Source organism: Thalassoroseus pseudoceratinae (assembly GCF_011634775.1).
Lineage (GTDB): Bacteria > Planctomycetota > Planctomycetia > Planctomycetales > Planctomycetaceae > Thalassoroseus > Thalassoroseus pseudoceratinae.
Map to the genome: position 1 here is coordinate 318904 of NZ_JAALXT010000002.1, position 14863 is coordinate 333766.

10 protein-coding genes are annotated in these 14863 nt (G+C 55.0%); 5 read left to right on the top strand and 5 right to left on the bottom strand.

Translation table 11 applies throughout. The features are described 5' to 3' along the window. Positions 1-414: 414 nt before the first annotated feature. Positions 415-1089, top strand: a complete 675-nt coding sequence (locus G6R38_RS06920) for an MBL fold metallo-hydrolase (RefSeq protein WP_240928107.1) — start codon at positions 415-417, stop codon at positions 1087-1089. A 48-nt stretch (positions 1090-1137) separates the two neighbouring features. Beyond that, entirely contained in the window at positions 1138-2184 is a 1047-nt protein-coding gene (locus tag G6R38_RS06925; protein ID WP_166821930.1) for an ankyrin repeat domain-containing protein, read from the top strand. 72 nt (positions 2185-2256) lie between these two features. Here G6R38_RS06925 and G6R38_RS06930 read toward each other — a convergent pair whose 3' ends face one another. From G6R38_RS06930 to G6R38_RS06940, 3 genes are read right to left on the bottom strand one after another with little or no spacing between them, the layout of a single operon-like run. Continuing rightward, positions 2257-3174, bottom strand: coding sequence for an SMI1/KNR4 family protein (locus G6R38_RS06930; protein ID WP_166821933.1), 918 nt, complete (start codon positions 3172-3174; stop codon positions 2257-2259). 1 nt (position 3175) lies between these two features. Further along, on the bottom strand, positions 3176-4510 hold the full coding sequence (hflX, locus tag G6R38_RS06935; RefSeq protein WP_166821936.1) for a GTPase HflX: 1335 nt from the start codon (positions 4508-4510) through the stop codon (positions 3176-3178). Positions 4511-4564: 54 nt separating this feature from the next. Continuing rightward, on the bottom strand, positions 4565-5050 hold the full coding sequence (locus G6R38_RS06940) for a DinB family protein (RefSeq protein ID WP_166821939.1): 486 nt from the start codon (positions 5048-5050) through the stop codon (positions 4565-4567). Positions 5051-5635: 585 nt separating this feature from the next. On the opposite strand from G6R38_RS06940, the gene G6R38_RS06945 reads away from it, so the two are divergent. Continuing rightward, positions 5636-6016, top strand: coding sequence for a DUF5658 family protein (locus tag G6R38_RS06945; protein ID WP_240928108.1), 381 nt, complete (start codon positions 5636-5638; stop codon positions 6014-6016). Between the two features lie 46 nt (positions 6017-6062). On the opposite strand, the gene G6R38_RS06950 is transcribed toward G6R38_RS06945, so the two are convergent. Continuing rightward, positions 6063-7934, bottom strand: coding sequence for a SpoIIE family protein phosphatase (locus G6R38_RS06950; protein ID WP_166821942.1), 1872 nt, complete (start codon positions 7932-7934; stop codon positions 6063-6065). A gap of 528 nt (positions 7935-8462) precedes the next feature. Here G6R38_RS06950 and G6R38_RS06955 point away from each other — a divergent pair. Both G6R38_RS06955 and G6R38_RS06960 read left to right on the top strand, forming a co-directional pair. Continuing rightward, the gene (locus tag G6R38_RS06955; protein ID WP_166821945.1) at positions 8463-11681 is read left to right on the top strand and encodes a hypothetical protein; all 3219 of its coding nucleotides are present in this window, start codon (positions 8463-8465) and stop codon (positions 11679-11681) included. Between the two features lie 92 nt (positions 11682-11773). Continuing rightward, on the top strand, positions 11774-12268 hold the full coding sequence (locus tag G6R38_RS06960; protein ID WP_166821948.1) for a diacylglycerol kinase: 495 nt from the start codon (positions 11774-11776) through the stop codon (positions 12266-12268). Between the two features lie 26 nt (positions 12269-12294). Here the strand turns inward: G6R38_RS06960 and G6R38_RS06965 are convergent, their stop codons facing one another. Beyond that, on the bottom strand, positions 12295-14703 hold the full coding sequence (locus G6R38_RS06965; protein WP_166821951.1) for a DEAD/DEAH box helicase: 2409 nt from the start codon (positions 14701-14703) through the stop codon (positions 12295-12297). Positions 14704-14863: the final 160 nt, after the last annotated feature.

Consider the following 14863-nt stretch of genomic DNA (forward strand, 5'->3'; position numbering starts at 1 on the left):
AGAAGATAAAATTTCTGGCTGATCATGCGCTTCGGCACCAAGCGCGCGATGTGTGCATGAGTCTTGGGCAATTCGTGCCTCGAAATCGCGCCATCGCTGGCGGGATGAGCATCCCCTGCGAATCGAAGGCGTCGACTGCCAATCAATTTCGCTCACCGCTTGTATAAACCGCGATCAACGGTCTTGCTCGATTGCCAGAGGAATCCTATGGTTTGAAGAGTCTGAGACGATAACTTCTGCTATTACGGTTATCGTTTCTGGAAGGATTCTCTGTCTTCAACGTTGTCACGGCTCATGAATCGCACTGGCAATCCACGCGAAATTATTGTTCTCGGCTCGGGTACGAGTGTTGGCGTTCCGGTGATTGGCTGCGAATGCAAGACCTGCATGTCCGACAACCCGCGGAACAACCGGATGCGATGCAGTATTGCCATCCCGGTCGGCGAACGTTGGGTGATCGTTGACACGCCGCCGGAAATTCGATTGCAGTTGGTGCGGGAAAGAATCCCGTTGGTGCACGCAACTTTGTTCACACACGCCCACGCGGATCACATTTTCGGTCTAGACGACTTGCGGATCTGCGGACACCGCATGGATGCCCCTGTGCCGTTGTACTGTGAGGAAGCCGTCGAGAAGGCTCTGCGGAAGTCGTATTACTACGCCTTTGGCAAAGAAGCCCCAATCAACCCGCACAAGTTCGCATTGCCTCGCCTGCGGTTTGAGCGAATCGGTTTAGAACCGTTCGAACTCTTCGGACAAGAAATTCGTCCACTGCGATTGATGCACGGTAAATTACCAGTGTTGGGGTTCCGAATCGGTGATGTCGCGTATTGCACCGACGTCAGTGAAATCCCCGAAGAAACGTGGCCACACTTGGAAGGCTTGGACACACTCATCCTCGACGCCCTCCGTCACGAACCGCACACCACGCACTTCAACGTCGAACAGGCGTTGGAAGTCGTCGAACGCTTGAAGCCCAAGCAAACCTTCTTCACGCACCTCGCGTGCATGCTCGAATACGAAGAAACCAATGCCGAACTGCCAGACAATGTGGAACTCGCGTACGATGGTTTGCGTGTGCCGTTTTAATTCTTGACGGTATCGTGCAGCGACTGATTCCACGGTCCGAGGGGCGTGATGGCGAAGAGGAAACGAAAAACACTTCCCAAGGATTTCGAAGCCCTCCTCGAGCGAGGAGATCTCGCCGAATTGCAAGCAATCTTCGAAAGCTGCGAACTCGATGCTCGTGGCGGCTACGACAAACGACCAGCGCTTGCGTTTGTCGATTGTCCCGACGAATTAGTCCGTTGGCTGGTCGCAGAGGGGGCGGACCTCAACGCCACGGACAAAAACGGCGATACTCCGCTGCATTCACGCCTTAATTACCGCCGGGGAAACGTGGGTGTGTTGCTCGAACTCGGAGCGGACCCCAACAAAGCCGAAAACCGTATGAGACCGCCGCTCTATGTCGCGGTCGAAAAGTATAATGTGACGAACGTCCGTGTCCTTCTGGAACATGGTGCTCATGTCGACGGCCCTGAGGAAGCGAAATTCACCCCGCTCGAAGCGGCGTTGGCTGGTCGATCCTACATCGAAGAGACGGTGGAAATCGCGGAATTGCTCCTTGAGGCCGGGGCCAAGAAGACGCCACGGATGGCCGAGTTTGTCGAGGAGATCGGCAAGCAATTCGAATTCCACCGGAGCAGATATAATCCCGAGTCCGTCGATGCCGCGAGTCAGGCTCTCGACAAGCTCTACGAGATTTTTGATGCCACACCGGCTCCTCGTCGGGAAATCCACGACGGCAAATCTCCGATCACAGTCCAATCAAAGACGTGGCAAAAACGATATGAGGAACTGTGGGAATTGCTTGTTCCCTCAAGTGGCCCCGCAGCTACGGTTCAAGGCGAGGTGATCCGCATCGCCGGACGGATCCGGCGTGAACTTGACGGAAACGGGGGGGTGAATTGGGACGCCGAATACAACAAGATGGCGGATGCGTTTCTCAAATGCATCGAACAAGGTCGCCCGCTATCGGCCGCGAAACTCAAAGACGCTGCAACGGTCGTCGCTGCGGCGAAACGCAAAAACGTCGACCCGACCCCCTTGGTTCAGCTGGCCGTTCGGTGGGTGTTGCAAAACCCCGATCCCATCGAACTGCCACCGACTCCCTACAAACGATAACACGATCGCAGAAGTTGCGTAGGCCGGAGTTCGGCACTGCTGCTGATGAGATCGTTCGGTTGAATGGCTGGGTCAATTCGCATCGTTGGCTGGCGGAACGAGGACGAGTTCTCGATACGGACCGACCGTGACGTGACCACTGCATACTACCGAAACCTCGTAGTGGTCTCGCTCTTTGTTCCGAACGAATTGAAGCAACCGCGCCACCACCTCGTCGATTTCGTACTGCTCTGGCATCGGATGCCATTTTCCACGGTCTCGGTAGTCGAGCAAAAGTTGGTTCCGATAGCGAACCACCTTGAAATCCATGGACCACCACGCGGATGAAACCTGATAGACTTGCGAGCGGCCATCACGGATCATGTCCTCGGCAACTGCAAACACACGCTGTCGCAATGCTTCCGCTTCCGGTTCGTCCCGCGTGATTGTGCTTTCGACGGCGTCCTCAACCCATTGCGCGAAGTCCGGGTGCCGAGAACGCCCATGTTCCGCCACCGCGATGCCGGTTTCCGGGCAGTGAATGCCAAACTTGGCGGCTAGCCAGTCTCGCAAATCGGCGGCAGAATCCGGGTTTGTCGGAGGTTGATTCAGGTTTGCAGCACCCAAATCATCGTAGCCGATTCCGAACAACATCAGGAAATCACGAATGTTGTTCGCCAGAACGACGGTCTTGTCGCCTTCGGAGCCGAGAGAAACCACGGGAGCTTTCGAAGTGTCTGGTCCGGCATACAACCACAGAGCCAAAGGCGACCCGGTGGAATCGGCACCAAACCCGGCGAGTTGGCACCAAGCGTCGGTGCCGTCACCAAACCAATGTTTCAGCGCGTTCCCTTCCGGCCGCAATTTCATCAAACCACTGATGGGGTAGCCGGTATCGTCGAGATAATCGCACAACTGACGCAGTTCCGCAGGCATCGTAACCCCCGGCGGAAATTCCGCTTCGATGTTGTCCGCTCGTCGCACGAGATACTCGCTTTCACCGAATTGCAACTCAGCGTTCGGGCTGAATTTCCAAGTCGCTCAGAACCGCACCCGTGTCGGATCGCAACGTGACCGTCGCGTCTTCGTCCTGCACGGTCTTGAGGAACCGCTTGGGCAGGCGGCACTGCATGATCATGCGGTTGTCTTCGTAGGTGGTGTCTTGGACGTCGGCGTGTTCGGCGAGGAAAGAGATTAAGCGACCGTTGCCAACATCGGCTTCGATTTGTGCATCGAGATAGCCGCCGCTGACACGTTCCGCGACCGTATTCCGAAGACGATCCAACCCTTCACCACTGCGAGCACTCACGCCGATCGCGTCTTGATGCTTACGGCGAAGCACGTCCACCAGGGAACGGTCTTCGATGGCGTCGACTTTGTTGAGCACGAGCAACACGTTCTCATGTTCGATGCCGATTTCATCGAGCACTTTGTAGACCGTGTCGATTTGCTCTTCGGCTTCTGGATGACTGGCGTCGACAACATGCAACAACAGTTGAGCTTGTCGAGCTTCTTCCAGCGTGGAACGGAACGACGCGACTAAATGGTGTGGCAGGTTCCGCACGAAACCGACGGTGTCACTCAACAACACTTCGCCAAGATTCGGGATGTCCCACTTCCGTGTGCGGGTGTCGAGCGTGGCGAAGAGTTTGTTCGCGACGTACACATCCGCCCCGGTCAGGGCATTCATCAGCGTACTTTTGCCGGCATTCGTGTAACCGACGAGCGACACCGTCATTTGGTCATGCCGATTCGCCACCAAGCGTTCGCGTCGGGCGTCGATCTCGCCGAGTTTGCGTTTCAGCTCGGACACACGTCGGTCGAGCAACCGACGGTCGGTTTCCAACTGCTTTTCCCCCGGTCCACGACCGGCACCGATGCCCCCGCCGATGCGTTCCAAGTGAGTCCACAATCGTTTTAGTCGTGGGCGGAAGTACAACAGCTGAGCCAACTCAACCTGCAATTTCGCTTCGTGAGTCCGCGCGGAATTGGCGAAGATGTCCAGAATGACTTCACTGCGGTCGACAATGACCGTCTTCAACGCCTCTTCCAAGTTGCGACCTTGCGCGGGCGTCAAGTTATTGTCGAAGACAACCAACTGAGCATCGGTCGCTTTGACCAAGGTGGCCAATTCTTCGACTTTCCCGGGGCCAAACGCGGTCGCTGGATGCTTTGTGTCGCGCGTTTGGGCGATTTCACCGACGACTCTCACGCCAGCGGTTTCAACCAGTCCGCGGATTTCTTCCAAGGCCCGTTCCTTCGGGACCGGGTCACTGGGGTCGAGGACAGCTGCCAAAACGGCGGTTTGATTTTCGACCCGAAGTTCTTCTCGTATAGGATTCGCCAAGTGATTCTCTACTAAATGAGGTCATAATCAGCCCGGCGGCATTCGCCTGGCATGTTAGAAAAGTTTGGGTTGGCCAAGTTCACGTCGGCAAGCCGACCATTGGGCCAGATGAAACGCGAGATGCGTCGTTAGAAGGTGAGCAATGATATGCTCGTTGGTTTTGAGAGGTGAATTCTTCAGAATTCCCACGTCATGCGGTGCGTTCAGATGCTCCGCAGAAGCAGACTGAGACAGTTCCCGTAACTCGGCATAGGCCGGAGCAACGGCGGTTAGACAATCGGTCGGGTCCACATGGGACAACTTCTCCGGCAGATCTTCTGAACGGGGTCCAAATAATGAAAGCCAAGCTTGATGACGGATTTCGCCGCCCAAGATTTGACATCCCATCTCCCCGACAATTGCCAAATGACCGGCAATCCAAATCGGCGAATGTCCATGACCGGAAAAACTCCGAGACATTTCGTCAGTCGGGAAATCGTTGGTGAGTTGCTCAAACATGCCGAGCAAGAAATGGTTCAGAACGATTTCATTGTCGAGCATGGGGACCCATATGACAAAGGAGTAAATAGCCTACTGTTAGTGTAGCGCTCACTCATCCGGGCATCAATAGGTTTCTTGGTAGAGGAATGATTCCGAAAAAAGGTTCGGTGGAAATTCAATAGTAACGGGACGTTGGGACGGTCACGCGAGTATTGCGTCTATCAAAGAAAGGAACCGAGACGATGCGGGAATCGTCTCGGTCCATTTGGGATTGGAGGCTGAAGAGCCTGATGTGAGGTGTGCAGCCTGTCTCCACAGGCCGGTGGGTCTGAGTCTCTCTCTTTCTCTCTCACTCGTGGTTCGAACAAAAAGCAGTGCGAGCTACTTTTTGTGAACTTCTGAGTCTCTCTGCCACGAACATATTGCAGACAGCGTGCCAGAAGTCCGAAAAACATGTCCAAAAGAAGCTGTTTTACTTGGGGTAATTTTACGCAAGTATTTTTGTAGTAACTTCTTGTGAATTTTCCTGGTGTGTTGTTTTCTCTTTTTGGGTTCCGAATCTCTTTTTGAGATTGTACTTTTTTCAACCAGATTGGTTGAAGATTTTGCAACAATGACAGTCAAATTGCACACCAAAGGTACAATATGACATCGACAAACAAACAGGATCATGGAAACGAACCGAGCAAGAATATCTTGCGCGGGCATTTGCCATTCGAGCACGAGACAACTTTATATGTGTTCGTCAGTGCGTTGGATGTCTTTATGACCTACATCCTGATGCGAACGGGAACGTTTCAGGAGGGAAACCCGGTGGCCCGCTATTTTTTTGACCGGTGGGGCATGAAGGGGATGATCTACTTCAAATTCGGCATGGTCGCATTTGTGCTCGTGTTGGCACAGATCATCGCCACGAAACGCCCGAAAGTCGCCGAATATCTGATCAAATTCGCCACGCTCGTGGTGGGAGGAGTTGTGGTGTACAGCTTCTATCTCTTCTTGCGGCATGTCCTGAAAGTGGTGTGATTCCAACTCCAATAGGTCACAACCTCTTTTTCTGCAGCTAGTTGTGTCAAGATGGAGCAGTCGCGGTCCCGTTTTCCAATCGGCGAAAACAGACCAAACACATGTCATCAGATTGCGGACGACCTTCGCAGAAGCGTTCGACATCCCCGATGATGCCCTGCACCAACTTCTCCGTGTTGGTCGGCCCCGATGAAATAAACTGACTCAGCAGTCGGGTATCATAGAGATTCTGGGCAGGATCCATCGCCTCGGTAATACCGTCGGTAAACAGGGAAACCGTTTCGTTGGGTTCGATCGGGATTGTTGTTTCGCGGAAGACCTGGTCCGGTTCGACGCCGAGCGGCATACCGGAAAATCCTTTGCCCACGCCTTCGACTTTGCCATCGGCACGACGAACCAACGGCAACATGTGCCCAGCATTGGCAATTGTGAGCGTATGAGCCACCGGGTCCAGAACGATCAGCACACAGGTGATGAATCGGAAACCCAGGCCGCTGGACGTGATTTCGGCGTTCAATCCCGTCATGGCTTCGGCCGGAGACGGGTGCATTAACAAGTGAAATCGTGCGGCGGAGTACAATCGCACCATTAGCAACGCTGCCGAAACGCCTTTGCCCGCGACATCGGCGATGGCAATGGCAACGCAATTGTTCGGCAACGGGATATAGTCGAAGTAATCGCCTCCCACACTTTGAGCTGGTTCGTAGTAGTCGGCAAATTCGTATCCTTCCAATGTCGGCCGATTGTTCGGCAGAAAACCGAACTGAATCCGTGTGGCGACTTCCAAATCGCGTTGGACCTCGCGTTGTTGCATCACTTGCTCGTGAAGTCGCGAGTTTTCCACAGCCAACGCGGCCTGCGATGCCATACTCGTGAGCAAATCCAAATCGTCTTGAACGAATTGTTCCTGAGTGATCTGAGTGACGATTTGAATGGCACCGAGGGGTTCGCCTTCTTGGGACATCAGCGGAACGCACATCATCGATTGAATCCGCAGACTGCGAACGCTTTCGCTGTGACTGAATTCCCGATCACTGATTGCATCGGCACTGAGGATTGCTTCGCCGGTCTCGATGGCCCGCTCGACCATCGTTCGGCTGTAGATCTCGTCGGATTCCTTGTGAGGCAGCGACGAGCGAGTAGCTTTCACTTGCAGGTTGTCGCTCGCAGGTTCCTTGAGGAGCACGATGCCGTAACTCGCGCGGGGGAATACCTTGAACAGGCCATCCAACATTTCCTTGAGCACATCATCGAGCCGGACGGCACGAGACAACGCTCGACTCATCTCCAAGACCGCACGCAATTTCGCTTCCGGTTTGACGCCCAACCGCAAATCTTGGCTGCTGCGAACGTCGAGTGTGCTGATGATCGACGAACTTTTTCCGGAGACGCTGTCATCTTCCTCAGGCTGTGAGGGGATTTCTACGGTTTGTCGTGCGGGATTGGAATGCACATCGGAATCGCTGGAAACGACTCGGCTGGCCAGGGTTGTGTCGTCTTTGACTGGCTGATCGCTGGTCGGCAAATCGGTGTGGAATCGAAACAGGATTCCGCAGACTTTGACTTCGTCACTATCGCGGAGTTCGGTACGCCCCTCGACCCGATCTCCGTTGAGATACGTGTAATTCCGACTTCGCAAATCCTCGAGATAGAAATGCCCATGCGTTTCGAGAACTTGGGCATGATGCCGGCTGACGGAGGCATCGTCGAGGATGACCTGACAATTAGGGTGTCGACCGAGAACGGTCCGTTCGCCGTGCAGTTCCAGGATCTGACCGGGAACGGCTCCTTTGACGACTTTGAGAAAAGCCACTGTGAATTCCGTCGTCTGAGTGGATCGTCGCGGAATCGCCAGGCTGCGAACGGAACCCGAAACGCGGTCTGACGGATGAATACCACGATTGATCTTAACGGCCATTTCCCGATTCGGTCAATCATGGTTGGGTTTCTTCTCGTATGGTTGCCCCGTTTTCCATGGGGTTTCACTAGGGCGTCGATGGGTTCTGCCGCGAACTGGGAAGTTGTCAAAAAAATGTCTTGACCCGTTTTGCGGACCGACTTATAGTCCCGCCCCTTTCAATCTATCGAGAGGGCTGGCTCGCCCAGCGGGACGTTGAATGCCGTCGTCAGGATGACACCGCAATCAACAGGACGAGCTTCGCCAAACTGACTCACTCTATGTTTCTTCATCGGATTCCAGGGAATGCCTAAGGCGGCCCTTTGGTCTCAATTGCGCGGTCTGTCGATCGCCACCGTTTTCGCTGCGCTTGCCCTCGCGGTTGCGGGAGGTCTGTGGCACAGTGGACTGCGTGGACAGACCGAACTGGAAACCGAATCCCAAAATTCGGAAGCGTCTCCGTTCCCGGAATTTGATTCGGCACCATCGCACTCAACTTCCCCAACGACCGACCGGTCGATTTCGGAAGTTGATTGGGACTGGACCCCAATGCCCAACCAAGCCGAAGCCGACAGCGAGCCGGCGGTTCAGGGCGGGTTTGAATTCTTAGAAGAAAACGATGCGATCGAACTGACCGCGGCAAATCCCGGTCTCGTTCCGCCACCAGCTCCGGACCCCGAAGCCGGTGAAGCAATCCCACCGGCTCCGTCGGTCGGAAACGGACCCGAAACGACACCGCGACGATCTTCCTCACCGCTTCGGTTATTCGATCGGTTTCTGAATCGGGACACCGAGAATATCACGGCGGAAGCGGGCGTTGCGTCGGACTACGAGGAAGCACCGGCTCCTTCGGAAATGCTTCGTGAAGCCACGGATGAAGATCCGATTTCCATCGACGCAGACTTGGCACAGAAGTGGTCCAACGGTGACACCACAATTTCCCTCCTCCGCGGACGCTGCCGAGTTGTGCAGGGTTCCACGGTGATCTTCGCACAGAAGATGGTTGTGTGGCGAACACAGACCGAGCGTGGTGAAGAGGTCCGCGACAACTTGCAGATTTACCTCGAAGACGATGTGCTGGTGCAACGCCCTGGAAGTTCGGTTTCCGACTCGCCGTTGGTTGTTGAAATTGCCACACGGGCGGGGGTTGTTGAGCACTTCAAGCCGCTCTTTGAGCCGGCACCACAAGACCCGGTCTTTCTTCGGGCTGAGAAGAATTTGGAAAAGACAACCGGTCGGCGGGAACTCGATCCGACTCAACTCCGTATCCCACAAGGTGCGGCTCCGCCACCGAGTTTGTTGATTCAACAATCCCGTCCTGCGAGTTTGCGACGCATTCGCTTCTTCCCTCGCTACGGACCACCGTTCAACTTGGATACCCGTGAAACCACCGATTCCACGCCACCGGAACTCATCTGGCGATTGACCGGAGGGATCAACGTGGTCATCGATGGCGTCGAGGAGTTTGGCACGATCGATTTGAAAGCCGACCGTGTGGTTGTGTGGACTCAACCCGGTGGCGGTGCGGACTTCCAAGCGGAGAGCTATCAAACACGCGACACTCCATTCACGATCTACCTGGAAGGCAACGTCGTCATCCGTCAGGGTGAAAACGTCGTCCGGGCGGCTCAGGGTGTGTATGACGCACGCGAAGACCGGGCACTCCTTGTGAATGCCGAGTTGCGAACATTTTTACCATCGCTGATGGGCGACGTCCGTGTGCGTGCCGATCGACTGCGGCAACTCTCGCGGGATTCGTTCCACGCCCAGAATGCCTATGTGACGCCGAGTGAATTTGCCAAGCCGGGATACCGGATGCAGGCCAGCGACATTTACCTCGAAAACCGAATCATGCGACCATGGTGGGGGCAGGGGGCACGCGCTCGCGATCCGATCACCGGTCAGCCAGTTGTCCGTGACGTTCCGTTCGTGACGGCACTCAACACGAAATTCCTCGTCGATGAGGTTCCGCTACTCTATCTGCCCAAGATTGCGGGACCGGCTGAAGATCCAAATATTCCGATCCGTCGGTTCTCGACCGGATACGACCGCATCTTTGGATTTCAACTCGGAGTCGGTTGGGACATGTTCCAACTGACCGGCATCGACCAACCGGACGGCACCGAATGGGAGTTGCACACCGATGTGTACACCGATCGAGGCGTCGGCTTGGGAACCGGTGGCACCTACGGCGGCGAAGGCTTGTTCGGCGTGCCGGGGTCGTTCTTCGGTGAAGGATTGGTCTACTACATCCATGATGGTGGTGAAGACAATCTTGGTCGTGAACGCCAATCGATTCCGCTCGAAGATGAAAATCGCTACCGATTAAAACTGCGGCACCGACAGTTTCTACCCGGCAACATTGATATGATTGCCGAAATCGGGGTGCTATCCGATCCGAACTTTCTCGAACAGTATTGGGAGTCGGAATACGACCGCGACAAAGACCAAGAAACGTTGCTGTACTTCAAACAACAGTACGATGGCAACGAGGCGTGGACGGCGTTGTTCCAACCACGATTGAACGATTTCGAGAACGAAACCAACTGGGTGCGTGGCGACTCCTACACGCTCGGCCAACCGATCCTCGATGGTTGGGTGAATTGGAGTCAGCATTCATCCGCCGGGTACGCCGCTTTGAGACGGGGAGATCCTCCCACATATTCGCAGCAACTGCTCGATATCTACACGCCGATTCCGTACATCCAAGACCGCGAAGGTGCGGTGTTAATGACGCGGCATGAACTCAATGCACCACTGCAAGCGGGGCCGTTCAACATTGTGCCCTTTGTGATGGGAGAAGCCGACTTTTGGGGCGAAGACCTCAATGGCGATTCACTCACACGTCTTGTGGGAAGCGGCGGGATTCGCGGGAGCTTGTTCGCGATGCGGACTTTCCCCTACGTCCATAGTCGAATTTTCAACCTGAATGGTTTGGCTCATAAGATGGTCTTCGAGGCGGAGTATTCTTACACCGCATCGGACACCTCAGTGGATATGATTCCACAGTACAACGAAATCGACGACAACGCCCAACAGCGATACCGTCAGCGGTTTCCGAGTTTGATCTTCAACGGTAGTGTGCCAGCCCAGTTGGACCCACGCTCCTACGCCATTCGTTACGGAGCCGGGCGAAATGTGACCGACCCGTATCACGAGTTAATTGACGATCTGAACGTCTTGCGGTTGGCGTGGCGACATCGCTTGCAGACGAAAGTCGGTCCGCCGGAACGCATGCGGATCAAAGACTGGATGGTCTTTGACGTGGCTGTCTCGTACTTCCCAGATGACGAACGCGACAACTTTGGTGAGCCGCTCGGATTGCTCGACGGGCACTATGAATGGAACTTCGGCGACCGGACCCAATTCGTCGCTAACGCGATGTACGACTTCTTCGACGGTGGTCAGGAAATTTGGAATGCCGGTTTCAACACGCAAAGAAGCGAACGCGGCAGTTTGTACGTCGGGGTGCAACAGGTCAAAGGTGGTGCTCTCAATAGTTTGATCGCCACCGGAAGTTACAGCTACCGCATGAGTCCGAAATGGATCAGCACATTCGCGACGGCGTACGACCTCCGCGAGGAACGTAACGCCGGGCAATCGCTGACCGTCACCCGAGTCGGTGCAGACTTCCTGTTCCACTTGGGAGCAAACTACGACGCCGGGAAAGACAATGCGGGTGTGATGTTCGCACTGGAACCGCGATTCGGTCCGCTCTCGCCGTACTCGATGACACAACTTGGGTCGCTGTTACCCACCTTCCGTTGATCGACATGATGATGTGATGAGGTGCGGGGTGATGACGTGAGACGTTGAAACTCATCCCCGAATCCCGAACTCCCAAATCCTGATTCTTAGCAATGTCGCAACCGCAACTTCGTCTGCAAACATTCGCCGACCCATCGGCGGAAACCAAACCGGTCGAACCGCCGAATCCGACGGAATTGGACGCGGAAGAAACCCTTTGCCGTGCCGAACGTCGTCGACCAATGTGGCGTCGTCGTCTGGTCGATGCCGAACGGGGTTTGACCGAAGGATTTCGCGGCGATAGCACGTTCTTCGTCTACTTCTTCGGTGGAACGGTCGTATTGGCCGCTGGCTGGGTTTTGGGGATCACGCTGGTTCAGTGGTGTTTCTTGGTGTTCTCGTTGACGACGGTCATCGGAGCGGAGTTGTTCCATCGGGCATTGATGCAAACGCTGGAATCGTTGCCGGAAGCCGCCCGTCCCACATCACCGACCGTCCGCAAACTCCGCCGCATCAGTGCCGCCGGTGTGACGATGATTACCCTCGGCACGCTGCTTGCGATCGGTCTCATCATTGGTCACAAACTGTGGCAAACCTTCACCGGCTGATTGTTCATCAAAAAGTGAAGTCTTCGTCAGCGTTGTAAACTTTGCAATAGCTTGGTGACGGCGGTCAGAGTTTCTTGCAGAACTGCCGGTTCTGGCAATGGAATTTTGAGATACGACTGACCATTCTTCTCGTCTTGAATGGTTTCGATGGACTTGGCGTTGCCCGACGCGAGTTGTTGCAGCACCGTCACGCCATTCTGAATCAAACCGTTCCACGCATCCGCCGAAACACTCGCGGTTGGCTGTGCGGGTGTGGTTTCCTGACCGGTCGGTTGTGGTGTTTCGTAGGGCGTGAAGGCCACCGGGTGCGGAGCGGGTGACTTAAGCGTTTCCGGCTGTGTTGCTGGTTCCGGTGGTGTCTTGCTGATGGAGTCGGTGACGGACTCCACGGTTTCCATGAATTGCTGAAACCGACCTTCGCCGAGAAACACTTCGCTTTGCCCACCGTCGAGTACGCCTTCCATGAGGCTCTTCTTGAATGCGAGCGTGTGCAACATGCCTTCTTCGATGGTGCCTTCGGCGATCATATTGACGACTTGCACGGGTTCGGTTTGGCCGATCCGGTGGACCCGCCCGATCCGCTGATCCAGAATCGCCGGGTTCCAAGGCAAGTCGAGATTGATCACCACACTCGCGACCTGCAAATTCAAGCCGACACCGCCGGCATCGGTCGAGAGAAACAGCCGACAATTGGGATCGTCGTGGAACTGCCTGACAAACTCCTTGCGACGTTTGCTGGAAATTCCACCGTGGAAAAACACATGGTCGATTCCCGCAATATCCAGGCGACGCACGATGAGTTCGAGAGTTCGCGTCCATTGGCTGAACACGACGACTTTCACATTCGGCGTTTCGAACAAATCGGACAACAACGCCACCAGTTCGTCCGGTTTGACGCTGTGATCGGTTTCCTGATCGAGCAAATACGTGCTGTTGCAAGCCATTCGCATGTTTTGCAGGGCGATCATCAGTCGGCGTTGCTCGGGTTCACGAAGCACGCCAACGCGTTTCCAACGCTGCACGATGCGGGCGACGGTTTCGCGGTTGTCTTGATGCGCGTCCCATTGCGGTGGCGTCATTTGGACGAAGAAATTCTTCTCGATCCGCTCCGGTAATTCATCGAGCACGTCAGCTTTGGTTCGCCGAAGAAAAACCGGTTCGAGGGTCTTAGACACTTCATCGAGATTTTGATACCCGACGACACGCCCGCTTTCGTCGTGTTGTTGGTGTTCGTCCAAGAACCGATATGTCGGCCCCAGCCGATGTCGATCGACAAACTGCACGATCGAGATCAGTTCTTCCAGCCGATTCTCCAACGGCGTGCCGGTGAGCACGATGGCATAGGGAGAATCAATTCGCTTGACGCTTTTCGCGATTTGCGTGTCCCAATTTTTGATTCGCTGAGCTTCGTCGACGATGACTAAATCCGGAGCGAACCGCCCGATGAGGGCCAGATCTTGCGGGACTGTGTCGTAGTTGGTGATTTTGTAGAACGAATCTTCGGCGTAAAGATCGGCACGCTTCGTCGGTGTGCCCTCGACAACCACACAACTTCGATGCGTGAATTTTTTGACTTCGCGTGCCCATTGATGTTTCAGGCTCGTCGGGCAAATGACGAGCACTTTCTCCACACCGGACTCACTCGCCAAAATTTCCGCCGCCGCGAGCGCCTGCACGGTTTTGCCGAGCCCCATGTCGTCGCCGATCAAACATCGGCCGGCGTTCGCCGCGAACAATGCCCCTTCCCGCTGATACCCGTACAACGGCAATCGCAGCACATTGTTCAAGTTCGCACTGCGTGCACCGACCGGGAACACGGTTGCGAGATGCTGCTTGCGATGTTGTTCATCACGAACTTCGGCAACGAACGCCAATGCGTCATCGTAACAGCGAACTTCATGATCGAACTCGCCCGCTTTGCTCAGGAATGCAGGAAACTTGCCGATGGCGTCCTGCTTGAGTGTGCCAGTGTCGTCGAAGTATTTTTTGGCCAGTTCTTTCAACTCATCGGGACAATCCGCCCCTGCGCGGAAAACGACTTTTCGTTGCGAACCGTACTTCAGAAAGACTTCCGTGTAGGGCGGAAAGAAGCCGTCGTGCAACCGCTGGGCTTTGCTTTCGTCCTGCTCAAGATGAGCCAGCATCCACTCGATGTGTTTACACGTGCCGAGATGATTCGTCTCGAAATCCGGACAGGAGCAGTAATTGTCGCCGAGTTGTGTGCCTCGAATCGCAACTCGATAGGTATTCCCACTGGCGGCGTTGTGGACTTTGAACTCGGAAAATACCGGATCATCGCCGATGTTGGTGACGGCGAAATCTTGATCGCGTCCGTATTGGCGTCGCAATGCGATCTGCCAATCTTCAAGCGACATGCCCTCCGGTCGCCGATTGCGGGAAACTTTGGTTGGGTTTGCGTGTGAATCCGATGCCATTTCAATTGCCGTCCGCGAGTGTAGGCCGTTTGCGAGTGAAACACTCGTTATCGACCGTGATTGTACGCGGTTTAAGCGGACGCGCCGAACCCGTCAACCAGAAACGTTGACAACCCACCATCCAGACGATCGCAGCGGTCCCGGCATCCAGTGCTCAAGT

Coding starts and splice junctions, on each gene's coding strand:
- G6R38_RS06920 (WP_240928107.1), top strand. CDS start 415: ATGCGATGCAGTATTGCCATCCCGGTCGGCGAACGTTGGGTGATCGTT.
- G6R38_RS06925 (WP_166821930.1), top strand. CDS start 1,138: ATGGCGAAGAGGAAACGAAAAACACTTCCCAAGGATTTCGAAGCCCTC.
- G6R38_RS06940 (WP_166821939.1), bottom strand. CDS start 5,050: ATGCTCGACAATGAAATCGTTCTGAACCATTTCTTGCTCGGCATGTTT.
- G6R38_RS06945 (WP_240928108.1), top strand. CDS start 5,636: ATGACATCGACAAACAAACAGGATCATGGAAACGAACCGAGCAAGAAT.
- G6R38_RS06950 (WP_166821942.1), bottom strand. CDS start 7,934: ATGGCCGTTAAGATCAATCGTGGTATTCATCCGTCAGACCGCGTTTCG.
- G6R38_RS06955 (WP_166821945.1), top strand. CDS start 8,463: ATGCCCAACCAAGCCGAAGCCGACAGCGAGCCGGCGGTTCAGGGCGGG.
- G6R38_RS06960 (WP_166821948.1), top strand. CDS start 11,774: ATGTCGCAACCGCAACTTCGTCTGCAAACATTCGCCGACCCATCGGCG.
- G6R38_RS06965 (WP_166821951.1), bottom strand. CDS start 14,703: ATGGCATCGGATTCACACGCAAACCCAACCAAAGTTTCCCGCAATCGG.